The sequence below is a fragment of the Propionicicella superfundia DSM 22317 genome (assembly GCF_000423465.1).
GTDB lineage: Bacteria > Actinomycetota > Actinomycetes > Propionibacteriales > Propionibacteriaceae > Propionicicella > Propionicicella superfundia.
Window position 1 is genome coordinate 20,248 of sequence record NZ_AUIA01000017.1, and the last position, 22,837, is coordinate 43,084.

20 protein-coding genes and 1 tRNA gene are annotated in these 22,837 nt (G+C 70.8%); 10 read left to right on the forward strand and 11 right to left on the reverse strand.

Annotation, left to right across the window (positions count from 1 at the left end):
- Positions 1-147 precede the first annotated feature (147 nt).
- From G555_RS17495 to G555_RS20990, 3 genes are read left to right on the forward strand one after another with little or no spacing between them, the layout of a single operon-like run.
- Positions 148-960 (forward strand): glycosyltransferase family 2 protein, encoded by an 813-nt coding sequence (locus G555_RS17495; RefSeq protein ID WP_281168166.1) that lies wholly within the window; start codon positions 148-150, stop codon positions 958-960.
- Positions 957-2,000: a glycosyltransferase family 2 protein gene (locus G555_RS17500; RefSeq protein ID WP_051208292.1), complete on the forward strand. Its 1,044-nt coding sequence runs from the start codon at positions 957-959 to the stop codon at positions 1,998-2,000. Before G555_RS17495 ends, G555_RS17500 begins: the two co-directional genes overlap by 4 nt.
- Positions 1,997-2,821, forward strand: coding sequence for an alpha/beta hydrolase (locus G555_RS20990; protein WP_028707656.1), 825 nt, complete (start codon positions 1,997-1,999; stop codon positions 2,819-2,821). The genes G555_RS17500 and G555_RS20990 overlap by 4 nt, the downstream gene beginning before the upstream one ends.
- Before the next feature lie 877 nt (positions 2,822-3,698).
- On the opposite strand, the gene G555_RS0102585 is transcribed toward G555_RS20990, so the two are convergent.
- From G555_RS0102585 to G555_RS0102615, 7 genes are all read right to left on the reverse strand, one after another.
- Positions 3,699-4,589: a TIGR01777 family oxidoreductase gene (locus G555_RS0102585; RefSeq protein ID WP_028707657.1), complete on the reverse strand. Its 891-nt coding sequence runs from the start codon at positions 4,587-4,589 to the stop codon at positions 3,699-3,701.
- Between the two features lie 67 nt (positions 4,590-4,656).
- On the reverse strand, positions 4,657-6,384 hold the full coding sequence (gene treZ / locus G555_RS0102590) for a malto-oligosyltrehalose trehalohydrolase (RefSeq protein WP_028707658.1): 1,728 nt from the start codon (positions 6,382-6,384) through the stop codon (positions 4,657-4,659).
- Position 6,385: 1 nt separating this feature from the next.
- Entirely contained in the window at positions 6,386-8,881 is a 2,496-nt protein-coding gene (gene treY / locus G555_RS17510) for a malto-oligosyltrehalose synthase (RefSeq protein ID WP_051208295.1), read from the reverse strand.
- Positions 8,882-9,072: 191 nt separating this feature from the next.
- Entirely contained in the window at positions 9,073-10,140 is a 1,068-nt protein-coding gene (locus tag G555_RS17515) for an ABC transporter substrate-binding protein (RefSeq protein ID WP_036920865.1), read from the reverse strand.
- Between the two features lie 206 nt (positions 10,141-10,346).
- The gene (locus G555_RS0102605) at positions 10,347-11,132 is read right to left on the reverse strand and encodes an ABC transporter ATP-binding protein (RefSeq protein WP_028707659.1); all 786 of its coding nucleotides are present in this window, start codon (positions 11,130-11,132) and stop codon (positions 10,347-10,349) included.
- Positions 11,129-12,232 carry an ABC transporter permease gene (locus G555_RS17520; protein ID WP_084634610.1) on the reverse strand — a complete coding sequence of 368 codons (1,104 nt, stop codon included), beginning with the start codon at positions 12,230-12,232 and terminating at the stop codon, positions 11,129-11,131. The genes G555_RS0102605 and G555_RS17520 overlap by 4 nt, the downstream gene beginning before the upstream one ends.
- Positions 12,233-12,665: 433 nt before the next feature.
- Positions 12,666-13,148, reverse strand: a complete 483-nt coding sequence (locus G555_RS0102615; protein ID WP_028707660.1) for a TetR family transcriptional regulator — start codon at positions 13,146-13,148, stop codon at positions 12,666-12,668.
- A 91-nt stretch (positions 13,149-13,239) separates the two neighbouring features.
- Between G555_RS0102615 and G555_RS0102620 the strand changes: the two genes are divergently transcribed.
- The 3 genes from G555_RS0102620 to G555_RS0102630 are packed head-to-tail and all read left to right on the forward strand — an operon-like array spanning position 13,240 to position 15,154.
- Positions 13,240-13,854, forward strand: coding sequence for a biotin transporter BioY (locus G555_RS0102620; protein WP_028707661.1), 615 nt, complete (start codon positions 13,240-13,242; stop codon positions 13,852-13,854).
- Positions 13,851-14,555, forward strand: a complete 705-nt coding sequence (locus tag G555_RS0102625) for an energy-coupling factor ABC transporter ATP-binding protein (protein WP_028707662.1) — start codon at positions 13,851-13,853, stop codon at positions 14,553-14,555. The genes G555_RS0102620 and G555_RS0102625 overlap by 4 nt, the downstream gene beginning before the upstream one ends.
- Positions 14,552-15,154 carry an energy-coupling factor transporter transmembrane component T family protein gene (locus tag G555_RS0102630; protein WP_028707663.1) on the forward strand — a complete coding sequence of 201 codons (603 nt, stop codon included), beginning with the start codon at positions 14,552-14,554 and terminating at the stop codon, positions 15,152-15,154. The genes G555_RS0102625 and G555_RS0102630 overlap by 4 nt, the downstream gene beginning before the upstream one ends.
- A 164-nt stretch (positions 15,155-15,318) precedes the next feature.
- Here the strand turns inward: G555_RS0102630 and G555_RS0102635 are convergent.
- A tRNA-Ser gene (locus G555_RS0102635) sits at positions 15,319-15,412 on the reverse strand.
- A gap of 337 nt (positions 15,413-15,749) precedes the next feature.
- Here G555_RS0102635 and G555_RS17525 point away from each other — a divergent pair.
- Complete coding sequence (locus G555_RS17525) at positions 15,750-17,381, forward strand: LCP family protein (protein ID WP_051208299.1); 1,632 nt, start codon at positions 15,750-15,752, stop codon at positions 17,379-17,381.
- An 8-nt stretch (positions 17,382-17,389) separates the two neighbouring features.
- Here G555_RS17525 and G555_RS0102645 read toward each other — a convergent pair whose 3' ends face one another.
- Complete coding sequence (locus tag G555_RS0102645; RefSeq protein ID WP_156887396.1) at positions 17,390-17,848, reverse strand: hypothetical protein; 459 nt, start codon at positions 17,846-17,848, stop codon at positions 17,390-17,392.
- Positions 17,849-18,145: 297 nt separating this feature from the next.
- On the opposite strand from G555_RS0102645, the gene G555_RS17530 reads away from it, so the two are divergent.
- From G555_RS17530 to G555_RS0102660, 3 genes are all read left to right on the forward strand, one after another.
- Positions 18,146-18,955: an ABC transporter ATP-binding protein gene (locus G555_RS17530; RefSeq protein WP_084634612.1), complete on the forward strand. Its 810-nt coding sequence runs from the start codon at positions 18,146-18,148 to the stop codon at positions 18,953-18,955.
- Positions 18,952-20,298: a hypothetical protein gene (locus G555_RS0102655; protein WP_051208301.1), complete on the forward strand. Its 1,347-nt coding sequence runs from the start codon at positions 18,952-18,954 to the stop codon at positions 20,296-20,298. Before G555_RS17530 ends, G555_RS0102655 begins: the two co-directional genes overlap by 4 nt.
- A gap of 140 nt (positions 20,299-20,438) precedes the next feature.
- On the forward strand, positions 20,439-21,401 hold the full coding sequence (locus G555_RS0102660; RefSeq protein ID WP_028707666.1) for a Gfo/Idh/MocA family protein: 963 nt from the start codon (positions 20,439-20,441) through the stop codon (positions 21,399-21,401).
- A 33-nt stretch (positions 21,402-21,434) separates the two neighbouring features.
- Here G555_RS0102660 and G555_RS17535 read toward each other — a convergent pair whose 3' ends face one another.
- Positions 21,435-22,373: a cation diffusion facilitator family transporter gene (locus G555_RS17535; RefSeq protein WP_051208303.1), complete on the reverse strand. Its 939-nt coding sequence runs from the start codon at positions 22,371-22,373 to the stop codon at positions 21,435-21,437.
- Positions 22,373-22,756, reverse strand: a complete 384-nt coding sequence (locus G555_RS17540) for an ArsR/SmtB family transcription factor (protein ID WP_036920868.1) — start codon at positions 22,754-22,756, stop codon at positions 22,373-22,375. Before G555_RS17540 ends, G555_RS17535 begins: the two co-directional genes overlap by 1 nt.
- Positions 22,757-22,837 lie beyond the last annotated feature (81 nt).

Genomic DNA, 22,837 nt, shown 5'->3' on the forward strand with positions numbered 1-22,837 from the left:
GTCCCCCAGGTAGGTGACATCCCTTCCACAGAAGGGCTCCCAGTGACCCCGGTCCGTGATGAAGTGAAATCCTCCAGCGGGGGGTGGAGCGCTGTCATATACATTTTCCTGCCTCCCTCCGATGTCTCGCACTGGGAGGTGCAGTAAGTGTTCTTCCGTCCGACCCCAAATGTCAGCATCATCATTCCTGCCATGAACGAGGCGGATAATCTCCGCCAATTGCTTCCGACCCTTCCTGAGGTTCACGAGGTGGTTCTCATCGACGGGAACTCGACGGACGGCACGGTCGACGTCGCCCGTGAGGTGATGCCCGACATCACGGTCGTGAAGCAGACACGCCGAGGCAAGGGCAACGCTCTGGCTTGCGGGTTCGCCGCCGCCACCGGCGACATCCTCGTGATGTTCGACGCCGACGGCTCCGCCGATCCGGCAGAGATCCCGCGCTTCGTCGACGCTCTCCTGGCCGGAGCCGACTTCGCGAAGGGAAGCCGCTTCGTCGAAGGCGGCGGGAGCCACGACATCACCCGGATCCGTGACCTGGGCAACCGTGGCCTGAACCTCGTCGGGAATCTTGCGTACCGTACGCATTTCACCGACTTGTGCTACGGCTACAACGCGTTCTGGCGGGACCTCCTTCCGGTGCTGGACCTGCCCCCGGTCGACGCCCGCGCCGAGGAGGGCACCATGCTCTGGGGCGACGGGTTCGAGATCGAGAGTCTGATCTTCTGCCGCATGTCGGCCGCCGGGGTGGTCACGACCGAGGTTCCGAGCGTCGAGCGCGAGCGGACCTTCGGCGTCAGCAACCTCAACGCCATCTCCGACGGCACGCGCGTCCTGCGGACGCTGATCACCGAGCGGCAGCGGACTCTTCGTCGCCGCCCCGAGGTCGCCAACGTCGGGATGCGCTGGATGCGGCGCGTCACCGCCCTCTCCCGCGAGGCGTCGCAGAAAGCCGCATGACCACTGCACAGGCGACGGTCATCGTGTGCGCGTACACGATGAGGCGCTGGGGCCAGTTGGCGGAGGCGATCGCGTCCGCGCTGGCCGAGCGCCCGGCCGAGGTCCTCCTCGTCATCGACCACAACGAGGAGCTGCTCGCCCGCGCCCGGCGCGAGCTCCCGGCGACCCGGATCATGCCGAACGCGCTGCGGCAAGGGCTGTCGGGGGCCCGGAACACCGCGGTCCTCGCAGCTCGCGGCGAGATCCTGGTCTTCCTCGACGACGACGCCTCGGCGGAGCCGGGTTGGCTGGATGCCCTGCTGGGTCCGTTCGCCGACCCGAAGGTGCTGGGGGTGGGCGGAACAGCCGTCCCGCGCTGGCCCACCGGTCTCGGGCGTCCGGGCACGCTGCCGCTTGCCGCCGACGGCGAACGCGGGGTGCTGGACTGGGTTGTGGGCTGCTCGTTCAGCGGGCAGCCCGCCAGCACCGGCCCCATCCGCAACCTGATGGGCTGCAATATGGCGGTCCGGCGCGAGGTCGCGGTGCAGGCCGGCGGCTTCGCGGAGAGCCTCGGGCGGGTCGGGAAGACCCCGCTGGGGTGCGAAGAGACCGAGCTGTGCATCCGTGCCGTCCGGTTCAACCCGCAGGGCCGCTTCATGTTCGAGCCCGGGGCACGCGTTCATCACCACGTGAGCGAGGACCGGCTGACGTGGCGCTATCTGCGGCGACGCAGCTTCGCCGAGGGCGTGTCGAAGGCCATGGTCACGGCGCTTTCGACCCCCGGTGCCGCACTGAGCTCCGAGAGGTCCTATGCGTTGCGGGTGATCCCGGGGGCGTTCTGGCGTCAGGTGCGACGGGCGAACGCCGCGGGTGCCGCAGCCGTCGTGACGTGCCTGCTGTGGACGGTCGCCGGGTACGTTCGCGGTCGCGTCTCCATCCGGCGGACCGGCATCCCGCCCCGCCAGGGCCTCGAAGACGCGACCTCCGCCGAGGCCACGAGCGGGCCTCGGTCGTCCACCGTGAGTGTTCTCCACCCCGGTCAGGACAGGCGACGGCCGTGACCCGTGCCCGGTCCGGCGCTCGTCCGCTTTCGCGGCGCCGGTTCCTGGGCACGCTCGCCGCGACACCGCTCATCACGGCCTGCAGCTCCCCGAGTCCTGCGGTCCCGACGCTCACCGGCCGGCTGTCGTCGCGATTCACCGGCAGCAGGCACGACTGGGTCGTGTGGTATCCGGCGGGGACGCCTACCGGCGCGGACCTGCCCGTCGCGATCGTCCTGCACGGCCTCGGCGACTCCATCCACACGGCGGATCGGATGCACTACCCCGAGCACCTCGCCGACGTCGTCCGCGACGGAGCCGCCCCGTTCGCACTCGCGGCGATCGACGGAGGCAGCCTGTACTGGCAGAAGATCGGAAGCCAGGATGCCGGCGCCCTGGTGGCCGAGGAGTTCGTGGCGTTGCTGGCGACGCAGGGGCTGGACACCTCGCGGCTGGGGCTCACCGGATGGTCGATGGGCGGCTGGGGGACGCTGCGGCTCGCCTCCCAGGATCTGCAGGGCAGGCTGCGTGCCGTGGCGGCGCTGAGCACCCCCTGCTACGAGCGATTCGACAGCCTGCCGACGCAAGAGGCGGTCACGCGCGCTCAGTTCGACGCCAACAACTTCGTCCCGCACCCGGAGAGACTGGCCGATCTGCCGATCCTCCTGGCGTGCGGAAGGAGCGACACCTTCTTCCCGGGCAACGAGTCCTTCGCCGAGGTTCTGCGTGCCACGCCCGGCGTCCCCGAGCCGACGACCCTGTTCGCCGCGGGAGACCACTCGCAGACCTTCTGGGAGTCGGTGGCGCCGGCACAGTTGCGCTTCCTCGCCGAACGGCTCTGACGGCGTTCGACCCCCGTCCGCCGGGCCACGATTCTCCGCCCCGGAACGGGGTCGTGCGCGACCGGACCGGCCCCCACCACACCGCGACACCGACGCCGGTATGCCGCACAACCTGGCGGTCACCACCGAGAACGCAGACGACCCCCACCCCCACCCACACGTTGGTCCCGCGGGCCAGGAGCACGACGCCGTGGCCAAGACCGACCCCCACCACATCCGCGAAGCGAGCGCAGCGGCACGCTCCCCCAACGAGCGCAGACCAGACCAACCCCCGGCGGCACGACCCCGCCGCCATGCGGACCACCCGTCGACCTCACGCCGACCGCCACGTTGCGAGGCATACGAGACCGGGCTGCCGGGCCGGAGCAGACTCACCGCCAGGTTGCACGGGCTACAACCCCTCGAATCCGAGCCGTATGCCGCACAACCTGGCGGTCACCTCTCCGCACCCGCGACACCGGCGCCGGTATGCCGCACAACCTGGCGGTCACCACCGAGAACGCAGACGACCCCCATCCCCACCCACACGTTGGTCCCGTGGTCCGGGGGAGCGGCGCCGTGAGCGTGAACCGGACTGGCCCCCACCAACCGCACACAGGTCCGGGGGTCCGGAGGAACGGCGCCGTGAGCGTGGACGGGACTGGCCCCCGCCGAGCCTGCGAGGCGGGTGGTTGCGAACGGCGCCGTCCCCCGGACCCCAGGACCACAGGACCGACCCGGACCGACCCGGACCGAACAGGACCACCCAACGCCGAACGCTCCCAAACCGCCGGATTCTGCGCGAATTCCGGCGGTTTGGGAGCGTTCGGCGGGTCGAGCGCGGGGCCCGGGCCGACCCGAACCGAACCGGGCCACAGGAACGAGCCAGACCCGACCGTCAGCGACCCGTCACGTAGGTCGCCGCAGCGACGAGATCGCCATGGACATGGACGAAGCCGCTGTCGACGAGCACCGACCCGACGATGCGCTGGCTCCCGAGGATGTCGGAGGCGAACTCACCCATCACCGCCCTGAGAGCGAAGGCCGGCGTCGGCACCAGCGCCGGCCGGTGCAACGCCGCGGCCAGCGCCCCGGCGACATCCCGCTGCCGAGCCGGTTCCGGCCCGACGGCGTTGACAGGACCCACGATCCGCGGACGCTCGATCAGGTGGATGATCGCCGCGACCTCGTCGGCGAGCGTGATCCACGGCCACCACTGGTCGCCCGTGCCCATCGGCCCCAGGAGCCCGAGCCGGCCGAGACGGACGAGCGGGGCGGCCGCGCCTCCCCCCGGGGCGAGGACGATGCCGGTTCGCAGATAGGCCACGGACGCTCCGGCGTCGACCGCCGGGGCGGCGGAGCGCTCCCAGTCCGTCACGACCTCGGCCAGGAACCCCCGGCCGCGGGCGCTGACCTCGTCGAGCGGCTCGTCCCCGCGGTCGCCGTAGTAGCCCACCGCGCTCGCCTGCACCAGGCGCACCGGATGGTCCGCGGCCGCGACGGCCTCGGCGAGCGTCCGGGTCGCCGTCACCCGCGACGCCCGGATGACCTCCTTGTACTCGGCCGTCCAGCGACGGTCGCCGATCCCCGCGCCCGCGAGGTTCACCACCGCATCCACCCCTGAGAGGTGGGCGGGACTGAGCGGCGTCCCGGGCTCCCAGCGAAGGTCGTCACGATCCACAGGTGCGCGGCGGAGGAGGCGCCGGGCGACATGCCCGCGAGTACGCAACTCGCGACACAGCGCCGTCCCGATCAGGCCCGAAGATCCGGCGACGAGAACGTTCGTCATGCCCGCATCGTAGGAAAGACGGCCCCCGGTCTCCAGAGCGACCGCCGGGCGCGCGGGCGACGGCCGATCAGTGCCGCAGCACAGCCACCGAGAGAGGGCCCACCTCGAGCTCCGTCGTCCCGGTCGTCTCGTCCACGACGAGGTCCACCCGACCGAACCGGGCGACGATCTCGCCTCCCACAGGCACAGACACCGCGGACGGACCGGACGTCAGGACGACCGTGAGCGGCCCTCGCTCCATCCGGAACCACCCGTCGCCTGCCTCGGCGTCGACCACCTGCTCACAGGCCCCGTCACCGAACGTCTCGCGGCGGAGAGCGATCAGCGTCCGGTACCACTCCCACAGTTCGCGGTGTTCCGGCACGCGGAGGTCGCTCCAGTCCAGCTTGGAGCGCTCGAACGTCGCCCGATCCTGGGGGTCGGGGACGTCGCCACCCGGCACGCGAGCCCCCCAGTCGAACGCGGCGAACTCCTGCCGACGTCCCTCCGACACCGCCCGGCCCAACTCGGGCTCGTGGTCGGTGAAGTACTGGAAAGGCCGCGGCGAACCCCATTCCTGGCCCTGGAACAGCAAAGGCGTTCCGGGATTGACGAGCAGCACGGCCGCCTGGCCGGCCAGGGCGCCGGGAGCGAGCGCGGCCGCAGGCCTGTCCCCCGCCGCGCGGTTGCCGACCTGGTCGTGGTTCTCCGAGCACGCGACGAGGCGGCGCCGATCGACATCCTCCGGCAGCGGCTCGCCCCAGGGACCGCCGTGGTACGGCGAGTATCGACCGTCCCACCAGAACCCCTTCTCGACCACCGTCACGAGGGGCTCCGAGCCACCGAAGTCCACGTAGTACCCGAAGCGCTCACCGGTGTAGTAGGCGTGCAGCGCGTGGTGGAAGTCGTCGGACCAGATCCCGTCCAGCCCGTCCCCGCCCTCGGCGGTCGGCGTGATCAGCCGCACCTCGTTCGTGTCCGTCTCGCCGATGATGCGCAACGGACGTCCCAGACGGTCGGCCAGCGACCGCGTCTCGTCGCTCAACTGCGCGAGGAACCGCTTCTCCGAACCGTCGGCGAGCGTCTGGATCGCGTCCAGCCGGAGCGCGTCCACGTGGAAGTCGCGGAACCACCCGAGCGCGTTGTCGATGAGGTATCGGCGGACGCCCTCGTTGCCCTCCTGGTCGAGGTTGACCGCCCACCCCCACGGAGTGTGATGCGCGTCGGTGAAGTACGGGCCGAACTGCGAGAGATAGTTGCCCGCCGGCCCGAGATGGTTGTACACGACGTCGAGGACGACGCCCAGCCCGTGCCCGTGCGCCGCGTCGACGAACCGCTGCAGCGCCGCCGGGCCCCCGTAGGCGTCATGGACGGCGTACAGGTCGACCCCGTCGTACCCCCAGCCCCGGTCGCCGGGGAACGCCGCCACGGGCATCACCTCGACGAGGCCGATCCCCAGCTCGGCGAGGACGGGCAGTCGCTCGATCGCGGCATCCAACGTCCCCCGCGGGGTGAACGTGCCGACATGGAGCTCGTAGATCACCTGTCCGAGAGCGTCCGCCCCGGCCCAGGCCGCGTCGCCCCAGGGGTGGGCGCCGACGTCGAACGCCCGCGTCGGCCCGTGGACGCCGTGCGGCTGCCAGCGCGACCGGGGGTCGGGACGTCCCGGGCCACCGTCCACCGACAGCAGATAGTCCAGGCCGGGCCACACCTCGCCCCGCCAGTACCCCCCGTCGCCGCGGGTCAGCGGCTCGACGGCGTCGTTGATCAGCAGGTCCACCGATCCCGCGGCGGGAGCCCACACGGACAGCTCCACGTCACGCCTCCTCGAGCCGCTCGAACACCGCACTGGGATACGGGCCGAGCACGTCGGCCAGCCGAACCAGCCCCCCGCTCACCGTGAGCCCGGTGAAGATGTCGGTCCAGCGCCCCTCGGGCAGGGCCACGGTGTGCTCCTGGAATCCGCCGAGTGCGGTCAACGCGCCCGAGAGCCGGGTGGCGAGGACGACGACCTCCGCGCCGCGTTCGTACGCGATGAGATGCCCCGTGGTCGTCGCGAGCGGGCGGTAGCACGCGGCCTCGCCGACGAACGCCTGCGGCCGGCGGCGACGCAGGTCGCAGATCCGGTGCGTGATGAACAGTTTCTCCTCGGCGAGGGTGGACGGCGGCCGCTCCTGGACCGACGTCAGCAGCCGCGACAGGGCGGCGACGTCCACGGGACGCCGGTTGTCGGGGTCGACGAGATGCGTCTGCGTCGTCTCGGTCCCCTGGTAGATGTCGCCGACGCCGAGGCAGGTGAGCTGGATGATCTTGCGCGACAGGACCGCGGTGCGGTTGGCGTCGTGGGTGAGTTGCGCCCAGCGTCCGAACGCGTCCATGACGTGGTCGTCGGTGAGCAGCGCGTCGATGAGTTCGAGGACCTGGTCCTCGGCCTCGGTGTCGGGACTCGTCCAGGTCGTCCACGTCTTCATCTCGCGCGACGCCTTCAGCATGTACTGCTTCAAGCGGTCGGCCGAGATCGGCCCCTCGTCGGTCCAGGTGCCCGCCAGGGTCTGCCACAGCAGGTTCTCCGTCGCCCCGTCGAGCCCCGCCACCAGCGGATGGACCTTCTCCAGCAGCGTCAGCCAGTCGACCGAGAACTGGCTGATGACGTTGATGCGGGCCCGGACGTCCTCGCCGCGCTTGGTGTCGTGCGTGGTTCCCACGGTCATCGTCGCCGGCCAGCGCTGCGACATCTCCGAACACCAGGCGTGGAACTGGTCGGGGCCGTAGCTCCACGCGGTCGGGGAGCCGCCGACCTCGTTCAGGCTGACCAGGGGCGTCCAGCGGTAGAACGCCGTGTCCTCGACCCCCTTGGCCTCGACCGCTCCGCAGACCTGCTGGAATCTCACGACCAGTTCGTCCCGCAGGTCCTGCTGGCGGTGGCCGGCGCTGCCGACCTCGACCCCGGTGACCAGGTCGACGACGACGTCGAGCGTGTCGAGCAGGTCCTCGTCGAGACGCCGGCGGGCGATCTCGGCGGCGCGCTCGATGGCCGCGCGCGAGTCGGGGTGAACGTCCTGGCCCGGGACGATGTACGCGCGGTAACGGTCGAACGCGACGATGAGCTCGATGAGGCACCGGCGCAGCCAGCGGAAGGTGTGGTCGCGCAGGTAGATGTCGTCCTTGACGATCTCCTGGGCGAGGGACGCGAGCCGGTGCACCTCGGCCGACAGGGACGTCGCGATGATCTCTCGCTTGGACGCGTCCACGACGTCGTGCAACTGCGACGGCTGGGACTCGCCCAGGCCCTCGGCGGCCATCGTGAGGTTCACGCCGCCGGCGCTGTCGACCTGGAGCGCGCCGATGCGCCAGGACGCGTCGTACCCGGTCGTGCCGGACACCGGCCAGTCGTCGGGCAGCATCTCGCCGCCGCTCAGGATCTTCTCGGCCACGATCCAGGCGCCGCCGGTCGCGATGGACAGCCGCCGCAGGTACCCGCGGGGATCGGCCAGCCCGTCGGGATGGTCGATCCGGAACCCGTCGATGTAGCCGGCGTGGTAGAGCTCGAGCAGCAGGGCGTGGGTCGCCTCGAACACCTCCGGGTCCTCGACCCGGATCGCCGCGAGCGTGTCCACGTCGAAGAAGCGGCGGTAGTTGAGTTCCTCGTCGGCGACCTTCCAGTACGCCAGCCGGTAGAACTGCTGCTGGACGCACTCGGCCAGCGGCAGCGTCTCGGTCCCGGCGCGGACGGGGAACACACGGTCGTAGTACTCCAGGACGCCCTGTTCGCCCTCGTCCTCGAAGCCCGGGATGACCTTCCAGGTGAGAGAGATCTGGTCCGTGGCGATCACCGTCCCGATCCGTGCGCCGAGGACCGGCATGAGCAGTCCGTCGCTCGTGTCGATGCCGTCGAACCAGTTCGCGTACGGCGACTGCGGCCCCTCCTTCAGGACCGACCAGAGCGCCCTGTTGGCGTACAGCGGTGTGGGGAACGACATGTGGTTCGGGACGACGTCCACGATGACGCCCATGTCCCGCTCGTGCGCGGCGCGGGCGAGCGCCTCGAATCCCTCCCGGCCGCCGAGTGCCTCCGAGATGCGGCTGTGGTCGACCACGTCGTACCCGTGGGTCGAGCCGGGCGAGGCCGCGAGGATCGGTGACAGGTACAGGTCGGTGATCCCGAGCCGCTGCAGGTAGTCGAGCCGGTCGGCGGCCTGCGCGAACGTGAGGTTCGGGCCGAGCTGCAGCCGGTACGTCGTGACCGGAACCCGCCGCCCCGGGGAGGGGAGATGCGGCCGGAGACGGTCGGCATGCTCGGTTTCGGATGGCATCGATCACGACCTCTCGCGCTGCCGGCAGATCCCCGCCAGAGTAACAAAGCGCCGCCGAATGCCCCGCCCGGAGCCCGAATCCCGCCGCGAAAACGACGACCGGGCTCGCCGAACGCTCCCAAACCCACGGAAATCGGAGGAAATCCGGCGGAAGCAGAGCGTTCGGCGAAGGATCCGGCCGTCGTGGCGTCTCAGAGGTCGACCTGCACCACCAGGTTGTCCACGAACTGCTCGGTGTCGATGCTGCTGGACAGGTAGCCGACGTCCTTCAGCTTGCCGACGAAGAAGAGCGCATCGTCCCGCGCTTGGGAGTCCGAGGACGCGGAGGACGCGTGGTTCTTGTAGTGGTAGCTCTTCAGCAACGTGACGAGGAGTTCCTGGTCCTCGGACGGGACGTATGCCTCGTGCTGGCTGCTGTCGGTGACGATCCTGGCCGTCTCCTCGGGGTTCTCGGCGATCCACTCGATCGCCTTGTACCAGCCGCGCAGCAGCGCGGCGACGGTCTCGGGCTTGTCGTTGACCGCCGCGCCCGAGGCGTACAGGAAGCAGCAGAACCTGCCCGCGAACAGGGGATGCGAGCTGATGTCGACCAACACGCGGAACCCGTTGTTCTCCGCGATGGTCGCCTGCGGATCCCAGGCGGCGATGGCGTCGACCTCGCCCCGTTTCGCGACCTCCTCCAGCGTGGTCAGGTCGTAGGGCGCGAACGTCACCTGGCCCGCGGACTCCGACGGGTCGATCCCCGCATCCCCCAGGGCCACCGACGCGACGGCCCACGGAGTGCCGCCGATCTCGTCCACGCCGATCTTCTTGCCCTTCAGCCCCGCCACCGAGGTGATCGGCGAGTCGCCGGGGACGAGCAGCTTGATGCAGCCGGTGTGCATGCCGCCGATGATCTTGAGGTCCAGCCCCTGCTCGACCGCGGGGAAGAACTGGAAATCTCCGTTGGCCACGAGGTACTGGCCACTGGCCAGGCCGTCCTTCTGCTGCTGGAAGGTGCCGCTCACCAACTCGACGTCGATGCCCTGCTCGGCCCAGAAGCCCTTTTCCTGGGCGATGTAGCTCGGAGAGCCGCACAGGCCCCCGCCCAGCGCCTGCACCTGCGTCTTGCCCAGCGAGGCGGCGCCGGACGTCCCCCCGGTCGCCCCGCTCGTGGCGGGCGCACCGCACGCCGACAGCAGCGACGGCACGCCGATGGCCAGGGCCGCCGTCCCCCCGAGGAGGAAGAACCTCCTCCGATCGAGATTGATCTGACTCATTTCGTTTCTCCTGACAGTGGTTCACGACTCGATGCGGCCGACGCCACGACGTTTTGCGGGACGTTCGGCCGGTGTTCTGGCCCGGATTGGCCGGTCGCCGCGGACTCAGCCCCGCGAGGCGGCGGGGGCGGCGGGTGTTCTTCCGGCGACGTGGCGGGACGGACATCGCATCTGCCTGGCACCTCCCTCGGGAATCGTCCGGCGGCTCATCGGGATGCCCGTTCCGGGTGGGCGCCCGGCCTCGAACCGGCCAGGTTCAGCTTGTCGAGGATGCGCGAACGCAGGCGGAGGAACCCGTCGTCGTCGCGGGCACGGGGGCGGTCGAGCGAGACGTCGATGATCTCGCTGATCCTGCCCGGGCGGGGCGTCATGACGACGATGCGATCGCTCAGGTAGATGGCCTCGTCGACGTCGTGGGTCACCAGGATCATGGTCGAGCCCAGGCGCTGCCACAGGTCCAGGAGCTTGTCCTGGACCTCGACGCGGGTGAACGAGTCGAGTGCCCCCATCGGCTCGTCGAGCAGCAGCACCCGCGGCTCGTTGATCAGCGCGCGGGCGATCGCCACGCGCTGCGCCATGCCGCCGGAGAGCTGGTGCGGGTAGGCCTCGGCGAAACCGTCCAGCCCGACCAGTTCGACGTACTCCGGCACACGGTGCTGCTGCTGCCGGTACACGCCTCGGGCCTTGAGGCCGGTGGCGATGTTCTGCGCCACGGTCGCCCAGGGGAACAACGCCCCCTGCTGGAAGACGTACCCCCGCTCGTGGCTGGGGCCGGAGATCTGCTCGCCGGCCACGTGCAGCGTGCCGCCCTGCGGGACGTCGAGACCGGCGATCAGGCGCAGCAGCGTGGTCTTGCCGCACCCCGACGGGCCGATGAGGCTGACGAACTCCCCCTGCGCGACCTGCAGGGACACGTCCTGCAGCGCGTGGGTCTCGTCCTTGCCGTTGCCGTAGACGCGCGTGACGTGAGCGATGTCGACCAGCGGGCTCATTGCTCCACCAGCCCCTCCTGCCAGCGCAGCACCCGCTTCTTGACGAGGTCGATGAGCGCGAGGATCACGCTGAAGACGATGAACATGATGATGATCGCGGCGTACACCTGGTAGTACTTGCTGAACGTCTTCGAGTAGTTGATGAAGTACCCCAGGCCCGCCGTGGCGCCCATCATCTCGGCGGCGACGAGCGTCAGGAACGACATGCTCGTCGCCATGCTGATGCCCGTGAAGATGCTCGGGGTCGCGTGCGGGATCGCCACGTGGAACAGCAGGTAGCTGCGCGTGGCGCCGAGCGTCCGGCTGACCTCGTAGAGGACCTTGGGGGTGGACACGATGCCCTGGCACATCATGAACGCGATGATGAACCAGGAGGCGATCACCAGCAGGAAGGTCATGGCCACCGGCGGCGGCTTCAGGAGGACGGTCGCGATGGGCATCCAGGCCGTGGCCGGCACGACCCCCGTGAACTTGAGGACCGGGTACAGCCAGTAGAACCACTGCCGGTACCAGCCGATGAGGATGCCGGTCCCCACCCCCGCGACGATGCCGAGCAGCAGGCCGATGGCGAACAGGCGGCTGGAGGCGACGATGTGACCGAGCAGGTTCACCGCGTTGGTCGGCAGGTACGCGAGGATCGTCACCGGTCCGGGGAAGTAGGGCGGACGCATCCAGAAGAGCTTGGACGTCAGGAGATCCCAGACGCCGAGCGCCAGCGCCCCGGCGAAGATGAACTGCGCCTTGTGGAAGACGCGATCGCCCCATCGCGGGACGCGTCGCAGGATCGGGTACAGCAGCACGAGCGCCCCGGCGCAGGCAGCCAGGAGGATGCGGTAGTTGGTGGGGTCGAGCGGATAGTCCGGGGAGAAGTCCTTGCCGGGTTTCAGGCCGGGGAGGTTGCCCGGCACGGCCAGGCTCGCCGTGAGCGAGGCCACGAAGCCGAGGATCGCGACCGCGTACCACCCACGGGACCCGGCCTTCCAGTAGCGCGGGTCCACGGGGGCCTGCCGCGGCTCGGCACATCCGCGGGGCGGCGAGGACGGGGTCTGTGCCGTCCCCGGCGAGGACGAGGCGGTTTCCGCGAGTGCGAGTGTGTTCATGAGCGGTCTTCTTCACGGCTGGTCGTGGCGAGCGGATCGTCAGCGGCGAGCGGCGGGGACGCTGCCGGTGCGTCGACCGGACGGCTCGGGCGGGGACCGGTGAGGTCCGCCGCGTGCGCACGGTGTCAGCCCGCGAAGGCGGGTGCGGGGATGGCCCGAGGAGGGCGCGGGACGTCCGGTGCGCGGAGCCCGGTCAGGAGGAGCGGGTCGGAGGAATCAACAACCCATACACATGGACGGCATACACATGGACCGCAGGCACCGGAGGGCCGAAGATGCGGGACGTCCATGCGTGGTCATGCGCGCACACTAACACGTCCCTCCCTCGGCCGAGATCGTGCGTCGGAAATCGCGGGCGAACGGTCCGGTGCGCGGTGCCGAGGTGGGCGTTTCGTCAATGCTCGCGGGAAGGGGGCCCTCGGGCGCGGGCCGGCTAGCGGAGGATGATCCGCAGGCCGCGCTCGAAGGACGCGTCCAGATCCGGGTCGGGCGCGATGAGGCCCAGGTCGGCCGCCTGTCGGTGGAGCTGGGATGCCTGCGTGTGTCCCATCACGTAGATCAGCAGCGTGCGGGCCACGTCCGCCGACGTGAACGCGGCGAACCGGCTCTCCAGCCCGGTCAGGTCGAACCGGAACGCCGACGCGGTCGCGACGACCTCTGCCCCGTCGCGGACGGCGAGCATGGCGTCGCGCAGCCGCCGGCAGGAGGCCACCAGGTCCTCGTCGATCCGCACCCCGGCGACGATCCGGTCGGCCATGAGCCCGAGCAGGGTCTGCTTGTCGCGGACGTGGTGATACAGCGCGCTGGGCTGGACGCCGAGTTCCCCCGCCAGCCGCCGCATCGAGAAGAACTCCAGCCCCCAGGCGTCCAGGACCCGCATCGCCGCCTGGACGACGTCGTCGAGACTGTTGGCCATTTCGGCAGCCTATCGGTAGCCTGAACACCGTTCACCTGAACACCATTCAGTCGCCATCGTCCCGCGTCACCCGGGCCGTCCCAGGAGAGTCATGACCGATCCCGTCGCCACCGATGTCATCGCGGAGCCGGCCGCCCGCACCCGCGCCCGCCTCACCACCACCGATCTCGCACTCGTCGCCGCCTTCGCCGCGCTCATCGGTGCGCTGGCCTACCTGGGCGCCATCCCCGTCGGCGGTGCCGGCGTGCCGATCACCCTGCAGACCCTCGGTGTCGCACTCGCCGGCGCGATCCTCGGCCCGCTGCGCGGCTTCCTCGCCGTGAGCCTCTACCTCGGACTGGGCGCGATCGGCCTGCCGGTGTTCGCCGAGCACTCCTCGGGGCTCGGTGTCTTCACCGGCGTGAGCGCCGGCTACCTCATCTCGTTCCCGATCGCGGCGGCCCTCATCGGCTTCCTGGTGAAATACGTGGTGGGCCCGCGTCGTATCCGGGCGCTCCTCGTCCTGCCCGCCGTCGCGGCCGGCAGCATCCTGGTGGTCCACCCCCTCGGCATCGCCGGCATGATGATCCACCAGGGCGTCCCGTTCGAGGTCGCCCTCTCGTGGGACATCCCGTTCTGGCTGGGCGACGTCATCAAGATCACGCTCGTGTCGCTGATCGCCGCCGAGGTGCACCGGGCCTTCCCGAAGCTGCTCGCCCGCTCGTGACGGCGACCATCGAACTGCAGGACGCCGCCGTCCGGGTCCCCGACGACGACCTGCTGATCCTCGAACCGACCTCGTTGCGGCTCACCGAGCGCCGCATCGGGGTGATCGGCGGCAACGGGTCGGGCAAGTCCACGCTGGTCCGGCTGTTCAACGGACTCACCACGGCGACGACCGGCCGGGTCCTCGTCGACGGCCTCGACCCCGCGAAGGATCCGGCGGCCGTGCGACGCCGCGTCGGGTTCTGCTTCACCGATCCCGCCGCTCAGCTCATCATGCCGACCTGCGTCGAGGACGTGGAGCTGTCCCTCCGGCGCGGACTTCCCGACCCGGCCCGCCGGAGAGCGGCGGCGCTCGACATCCTGGCCGAGTTCGGCCTCGCCGACCGCGCCCGGACCAGCGTCCATGCCCTCTCCGGCGGCCAGCGGCAGCTCCTGGCCCTGGCCGGCGTCCTGGCCACCCGGCCCGCGGTCGTCGTCGCCGACGAGCCCACCACCCTGCTCGACCTGGCGAACTCGCGCCGGGTGGCACAAAGACTGTTCGAGCTGGAGCCGCAACTCGTCCTGGTCAGCCACGACCTCGACCTCGTCCGGCGCTGCGACCGGGTGCTGGTCGTCGATCACGCCCGGGTGGTCTTCGACGGCCCGGCCGAGGCCGCCGTCGAGCACTACACGGAACTGGCCCTCGCCGAGGCCGCCTCGTGACGTCCCCGCTCGTCGGCCAGTACCAACCCGGCGACACACTCCTGCACCGGATGCCCGTGTGGATCAAGATCGCCGGGCTGGGGATCTGGAGCATCGCGATCGTCAGCATCCGGAACCTGCCGTGGGCTCTCGCGTGCCTCCTTTTCGCGCTCGTCCTCACGGGTGTCGCGCGGCTGCGGTGGCGATCCGCGGCGCGCCAGGTGCGCGGGGTGCTCATCGTCGCCGTCGCCGTCGCCGGGTTCCAGTGGTGGCTGTTCGGGGCGGCACGCGCCGTCGAATCGCTGGCCGACCTGGTGAGCCTGGCCCTCCTCGCGCTGGTCGTGATGACCACGACCGAGGTGAACGCCCTGCTCGACGCCGTGACCCGCGGCCTTCGCCGTGTGCCGTTCGTCGACGCCGACCGGGTCGCGCTGCTGTTCGCGCTGTCCATGCACGCGCTGCCCGAGAGCGTCGAGCTGGCCCAGGAGACCCGGGACGCCGTCGCCGCCCGCGGGCTGGGGCGCAACCCGCGCCACTACCTCGCCCCCTACGTGGTGCGGGTCGTCGCCCGCGCCCAGCAGACCGGGGACGCCCTCGCCGCCCGCGGCCTCGGGGACTGACTGCCCCTGGCCGGGTCCACTTCGAAGCCTCGTGGTGGTCCGCTGCACGGCGCGAGCCTTGTCCTCGCCGATCTGGGAGTGAGGAACCTGAACCGGTTCGCCAGAACCAACCCTCGCCCGGAATCGCCTTCCCCGGGTGACGACGCGCAAGACGCGCGTCCAACTGGCGGAGGTGGCGGGATTTGAACCCGCGAGAGGGTTGAAGCCCTCAACCCGCTTAGCAGGCGGGCGCCATAGACCGGACTAGGCGACACCTCCCGGCCGCGCCAATGCTACAGGTGGGTCGGCGCGATGGGCAAAGCGCTTTCCCGAGCGGCCCATCGGACGCGCACAGACGTCGCCGACCCGCACCTCGCGGTGAGGAGGGCACCGCGTCGCAAAGGACCTGCCGCACCGTCGTGGAGGGGCCGGTCGCGTCGTCCGCTGACCGCGCGCGATCGATGCCGAAGAGCCGCCGAATGCGCACGCTCACAGGAAACTCCTAGTCAGGCGGCGGACCCCGAAATGGGGGGCGGACGCACACCGCGTTGCCCGGATAGTTACCATTGGGGAGGTTGATAACCTGACGGGTTACTAGCGCGACCCCAGGAGGGGCATGAGCAGTTGGACGCCGGACGACTCCGAGCCACGGCGGATCCTCGACGACGGCGACGAGCCGCCCGCTGCCGCCTCCGGGTCTCCGCAACGGGCCGCTGTGCCGGATCTCCGCACCGGTTTCGCCGCCTCTGCCGGCTGGACCGTCCTGGCGGCCGTCGTCCCGCCCGTCGGGCTCATCCGGTCGGGCCGCAAGGTCCTCGGCTGGTCGCTGCTCGGCGTGATGGCCGGGGCGGTCGCCGGTCTCGGATACGTCCTGATCCGCTACCGGGCGGACGCCGTGTCCGCAGTCGCGTCGTACATCAGTGTGAACACCCTCGCCTTCGCCGGGGCCGCGATCGCCGTCGGGGGCCTTCTGTGGGTCATGGTCGTCGGCTACACCCACCTGCGGACGCGTCCGGCCAATCCCAGCCTCGGGCAGCGCGCCGCCGGCGCCATCCTCGTCGGGCTCCTCTCCTTCGTCGTCGCCGCCCCTGCCGCCGTGGCCGTCCGGTACATCTACGACACCGCGTCCCTCCTCGGCACGGTGTTCACCAATACCAAGTCGGCGACGCGCTCGACGACGAAGCCGACGACCACCAGCGCCGCCCCGTTCAACGGGCGGCTCAACGTCCTCCTTCTCGGTGGCGACAACGGATTCGACCGCGACGAGTCGCTGGGCGCCCGCACCGACACCGTCATCGTCGCGAGCATCGACACCGTGACGGGCGACACCGTCCTCATCTCGCTGCCACGCAACACGGCGAAGATGCCGTTCCCGACGTCGTCGCCGCTGTACGAGTACTACCCGGAGGGCTTCTACGACGGGTACGACCCCGACAACGCCGAGTACATGCTCAACGCGATGTACGACAATGTCCCGGCCACCGTCGGCACCGACATCCTCGGAGAGACCGACAACGTCGGCGCCGACATCATGAAGATCTCCGTCGGATATGCGCTCGGGCTGGACATCGACTACTACGCGATGATCAACCTCGACGGGTTCAAGGACCTCATCGACGCCCTCGGCGGGATCACCGTCAACATCAACTACCGGATCCCGAAGGGCGGCAGCACCGACAAGGGCATCCCGCCCGAGGAATGGCTGGAGCCCGGCCCGAACCAGCACCTCGGCGGCACCGACGCGCTGTGGTACGCGCGGGGTCGCTACGGGCTGGACGACTACAGCCGCATGGAGCGCCAGCGCTGCGTGATCTCCGCCGTCGTCCGGCAGGCCGATCCGGTCAACGTCCTCACCCGGTACGAGGCGATCACGAAAGCCGGCAAGCAGATCATCCGCACGGACATCCAATCCGACATCCTGCCCGACATCCTCACCGTCGCGACCAAGGTGAAGGAGAAGAACAACCTCAAGTCGATCGTGTTCAAGCACGGCGTCGACGGCTTCTCCAGCCGCTACCCCGACTGGGACATGGTCCGTACCCGGGTGGCGACGGCGCTCACGCAGGCGTCTGCGACCTCCACCGCGCAGGCCTCGCCCACCTCGTCCAGCTCGGCACCGGGAACGAGTACCACCGGCACTTCGACACCCACGGCCACGAAGACGACGAGTTCCGCCGGCACGGCCAGCGCGTCGACCCAGGCCGCCGAGGACACCGCTGACGCCTGCGCGTACAACCCGAAGACGTAACGTCTCGGTCAGCCCTTGTTCGTGCCGTCCGTCAGCCCGTACCCGCGGTTCGCGTCGAGGTGCTCGACGATGGACGCCTTGAGCCTCGCCAGTTCGACGCCCTCGACCTGACCGACGAGGTGGATGACGGCCCCGTCACGCCGGTGCAGCGTGATTCGCCGCCCCGACGGCGACTGGCTGACCCTGGTGATGTCCTCCCATCGGCCGCGCTGCGGACCTCCCGGGCCGAGCACGAGGAACCCCACGTCGTCGATCTCGACGCGAACCCGGCTGCGGCGTACCGCCCCGATCGCCGCGAGCAGCAGCAGGCCGGCCACGACGAAGCAGACGATCCCGGCGATGCGCAGCACGATTCCCCACGAGACGGCGTCGGCCGCCACGTACGCGACCACCCCGACGATCGTTGCGGCCGCGACAATGGCCAACGCCCGGATCGGTGGGCGAGGCCGGAGCGTTATGACGTCCACGGCTTCATTCTGCCCGGACAGCCCCCGGGTACGGCCACCATCGGCCTCGTGGCGCTCGGCGAGTCCCCGCCGATTCCGAGCCCTGGGGCCCCACGTCGCCGAACGCTCCGGAACTGGCGGAAATCCGCCGGAATCCGACAGCTTCGGAGCGCTCGGTGAGCGTTGAGATCCGCCCCCGGGACTACCGCCGGCCCCCCTGCGGGAACACGTCGCCGCGGCACGGGGACGCTCACGGACACCGCCGCCGGCGACCACAGCGGGACGCGTCCGCCGACGTCCGGGCGAAAGGCTGGAGCCATGACTGGATCCGACTCCCTGGAGGCGCGCGGCCTCACGAAGACCTACGACACCGGAACCGTCCACACCCGTGCTCTCGCCGGGGTGGACCTCACCCTCTCCCGCGGCGAGTCCCTCGCGGTGATGGGGCCGTCCGGATCGGGGAAGACCACTCTCCTGCACGTCCTGGCAGGCATCCTGGCGCCGACCTCGGGCGAGGTCCGGTGGCGGGGGCGGGATCTTTCGGGCCTCTCCGAGCGCGAACGCACGAGGCTGCGTCGGTCCGAGTTCGGGTTCGTGTTCCAGTCGGGACAGCTCCTTCCGGAGCTTCCGGCCGACGAGAACGCCGCCCTGCCGCTGCTGCTGGCGGGGACGTCACGAGCCGAGGCCACCGCACGGGCGCGGGAGTGGCTGGGACGGCTGGGGCTCTCCGGCATGGAGTCGCGGCGTCCCGGCGAACTGTCGGGCGGGCAGGCCCAGCGCGTCGCCATCGCCCGCGCCCTCGCGAGCGACCCCGGCGTCATCTTCGCCGACGAGCCCACCGGCGCCCTCGACCGGCAGACGGGCTGGGACATGATGCGGCTCCTCACCGCGGCCGCGTCCGAGCAGGGGGCCGCTCTCGTCGTCGTCACCCACGACGCGGAGGTCGCCCGGTGGTGCTCACGCACCGTCCATATGCGTGACGGCGTGATCGCTCGCGAGGCGCGCCAGATGCCGTCTCCGCCGCCGACCGCACTCGGAAGCACCGTCTCCACCGGCGCCGGACCCGCGACCCCCGGCCGTGCACCGTTCCTCCCGCCCGCGTACGATCCCATGGCGGTGAGCCGGTGAGCACCCTGCGCCTGTGGTGGCTGCTGCGTCGCCGCCGTCAGGTGGACACCTCCGACCCGGCCCGGCTGACCGGCGTCCTCGCCGTCATCGCGTTCGCCGTGACGACGGCGATGGCGCTCGTCGTCGGGGGCGGCTTCCTCGCGTTCTGGCGCCGCGCCGACGCCGGGACGTCGGTCGGCGACTACGACGGCGGCTCGTACGTGTTCCTCGCCGGCTTCGCCGTCCTGCTGCTGCTGGTTCCGCTCACGACGCTCGGAGCGGCAGCCGCCCGGCTCGCCGTCGCGCGGCGGGACGCCCGGCTCGCCGCGCTTCGCCTCGCGGGCGGCACGACGGCGCAGGTGTCCGCCCTCACGGTGTTGGACGCCACGCTCCAGTCGGTGCTCGGCGGCCTCCTCGGCATCGCCGGCTATGTCGCCCTCCTCCCGGTCGTCGCGCACCTGAACTTCCAGGGGAGGACGTTCGACATCGCCGAGTTGTGGGTCGGGGTCCCGGTGCTGCTGGGCGCGTTCGCCGGTGTGGTCGTCGTCGCGCTCGTGTCGGCGCTCAGCAGCCTCGGCCGGGTGACGATCACCCCGCTGGGCGTCGCGACCCGGGTCACGCCGCCTGCGCTGCGGGCCGTCCGCGTCCTGTCGGTGGTCGTCGCGTTCGTCGCCCTGCTCGCGGCCAATGCCCTCTCGGGTCAGGCCGGGATGCTCGTGGTCGTCCTCCTGATGGCGGTCATCGCCGCCGGCATGGCGACCCTCAACATCGTGGGACCGTTCATCCTCGGCATCGTCGGCCGCATCGCCGCCGGCACGTCCAGGAATGTCGCGACCCTGCTTGCCGGACGCCGCATCGCCGACGACCCGCGGACCGCGTGGCGCAGCGTCGGCGGCGTGGCCCTGGCGACGTTCATCGCCGGCATCACCGCGGTCGCCGGTCTCGTGTCGCCCGACAGCCTCGACGAGGGACAGCGCATCTTCGCGACCGATCTCAGCACGGGCGGGCTGCTGGCGCTCGCCATCGCGGGGGTCCTCGCCGCCGTCTCGACCGGCGTCCTGCAGGCGGGACGTGTCATCGACCAGCGTCAGGAATATCGCTCGCTCGTCCTCGCCGGGACCGATCGCCGGACGCTGGATCGGGCACGCCTTCGGGAGACCCTCATCCCGCTCGTGGCGGGCATGAGCACCTCCACCGGCTTCATGCTGCTGTTCAGCGTCCCCATCATCGGCGCGGGCGCCTTCGCGCAGCCGATGGTCCTGCTGCGCTTCCTGATCGGCGTGCTCGGCGCCGGGGCGCTGGTGCTGCTGGGCGCCGCCGCGTCCGGACTCATCGCGCGCCGCATGGTCGCCGTCCCGGCCTGACCGCGCTCCCGCCCCCGTTCCCCCTGACCGAACGCTCTCTTTCTCCCGCCGCCCCTCGCCGAGCGCTCCGGAACTGCCGGAATTCGGCTCGTTTTCGGGAGTTTGGGAGCGTTCGGCGGGGGTTCGGGAAGACTGGGGGCATGATCCGGATGGCCACGATCGGCACGAGCACGATCACCCACACCTTCATCGCCGAGACCGCGGAGGTGCCCGAGATCGACGTCACCGTCGCGTACTCGCGGACCGCGGAGCGGGCGCAGACGTTCGCCGCCGCCAACGGGGTTCCGGGATGGGCGGCGGGCCCCCTCGACGACCTGCTCGCCTCCGACGCGATCGACGCCGTCTACATCGCGTCGCCCAACGCCCTTCACCACCGCCAGGCACAGGCCGCCATCGCGGCCGGAAAGCACGTCCTCGTCGAGAAGCCCGCGACACCGACCGCCGCGGAGTTCGCCGACCTCGTCGCCGCGGCCCACGCACGCGGGGTCGTGCTTCTCGAGGGGATGCGCAACGTGTACGACCCCGGCTTCGCCGCCGTCCGCGACCTGCTGCCACGCCTCGGGACGATCCGCCGGGTCTCCTTCGGCTACCAGCAGCGCTCCGCCCGGTACGACATCGTGCTCGCCGGGGAACAGGTCAACATCTTCGACCCCGCGATGGCCGGAGGCGCCCTCCTCGACCTCGGCGTCTACTGCATCGCGCCGCTCGTGGACCTGTTCGGCGAGCCGCCGTCGCTCGTCGCGCGCAGCATCCCTCTGCCCGGCGCCGCCGACGGCGCGGGGGCTGTGCTGGCGTCCTACCCCGGGTTCATCGCCGATGCGAGCTGGTCGAAGATCACGTTCTCCCACCGGCCGAGCGAGATCCAAGGCGAGCTCGGCACGCTCACGATCGACCACATCGCCGCCCCGCGGACGCTCCACCTCACACTCCTGGACGGCACCGAGGAGCACCACGAACTGGGCATCCCGAGGCCGAACCTCAGGTACCACGCACGCCGGTTCGCCCACCTCGTCGCATCCGGCGACGATCCCTCTCCCGACCAGACACGCACCCTGCGGACGCTGCGCACGATGGACGCCATCCGCCTGGCCTGCGCCGACTGACCGGTCCGCCATCGCCAGACGCGGCGCCGCCCATCAGTCGAGACCTCTCTCCTCCCACGTCTCGCACCCGGCCGACTCGACCTGGAACGTCGAGTGGGACACCGTGACCGGGAAATGCTCGGCCACGCACGTCTGCAGCTCACGCAGGATCTCGGGAGCGTGCCCGTCGGTGAAGCACTCCCCGTCGACCACCACGTGGGCGGTGAGGACAGGCAGGCCGCTGGCGACCGTGGACGCATGCAGGTCGTGGACGCCGCGCACGTGCCTCACGTCCAGCAGGTGCGTGCGCACCTCGTCCAGGTCGAGGCCGCGCGGCGTGAACTCCATCAGGATGTGGGTGGCGTCGCGCAGCAGGACGAGCGCACGGGGCACGATCAGCCCGGCGATCACGAGACCCGCGACGGCGTCGGCCTGCTGCCATCCGGTGAGGGCGATGACGACCGCCGCCACGATGACCCCGATCGAGCCCAGGGCGTCGTTGACCACCTCGAGGAACGCTCCTCGCGTCGCGAGGTTCGCCTTCCGCCCGCCGGCCAGCACCCACATCGACACGACATTGCCGATCAGCCCGAGGACGCCGAAGAGGAGGAGTTCGGCCGACGCCATCTCGGGCGGCTCCCACAGGCGGCGCGCGCCCTCGATGGCCGCGAAGATGCCGACGGCCAACAGGATGCTCGCCTGGGCGAGGGCGGCCAGCACCTCGACGCGCCGGAAGCCCCACGTGCGGGACGGCGACGGCGGACGTCCGGCGAGCACGGACGCGCCGAGCGCGACGGCCAGCCCCGCGGTGTCGGTGAGCATGTGCGCGGTGTCGGTGAGCAGGGCGAGGCTGCCGGTCCACACAGCGCCGACGGCCTGGGCGACGAGCAGCGACGCGGTGATCCCGAAGGCGATCGCGAGCCGCTGCCGATGAGCGCCGAGGTGGGCCTCGTCCACCGCGCCGTGGGTGTGGGAGTGGGAATGGCCGCCCATCACGACACCTCCCGCTCGTGCTGCCCGTGCGGGTGCATGAGGTGGGTGCACAACGTCACCCGGCCGCCCGTCGCGGCCAGCAGGTCTTCCGCGGCACCCAGCAGCCTGGCGAGCAGATCCGGCGAGGCGAGGCTGAACCAGGACGCGCGTCCTTCGGTGCGCGACTCCACGAGGCCGCACTCGCGCAGGCAGGCCAGGTGGGCGCTGACCGTCGACTGGGCGAACCCGAGGTGCCCCACGAGGTCGCGGACCCGGTGCGGCCCGGCGGACAGGTGCTGCAGGATCGCCAGCCGCGTGGAGTCGGACAACGCGTCGAACAGATCGGAGAACCGCTCCGTCGCGGTGTGGTCGAGCGCGACTCCCGCCACCTGATTGATCGTCATGCGGCGATGATATCGCCTCCCGGCGTCGTCGCGGTGCACGTCCACATTCCCGGACCCCGACCCGACTCCCAGGCCGCGTGA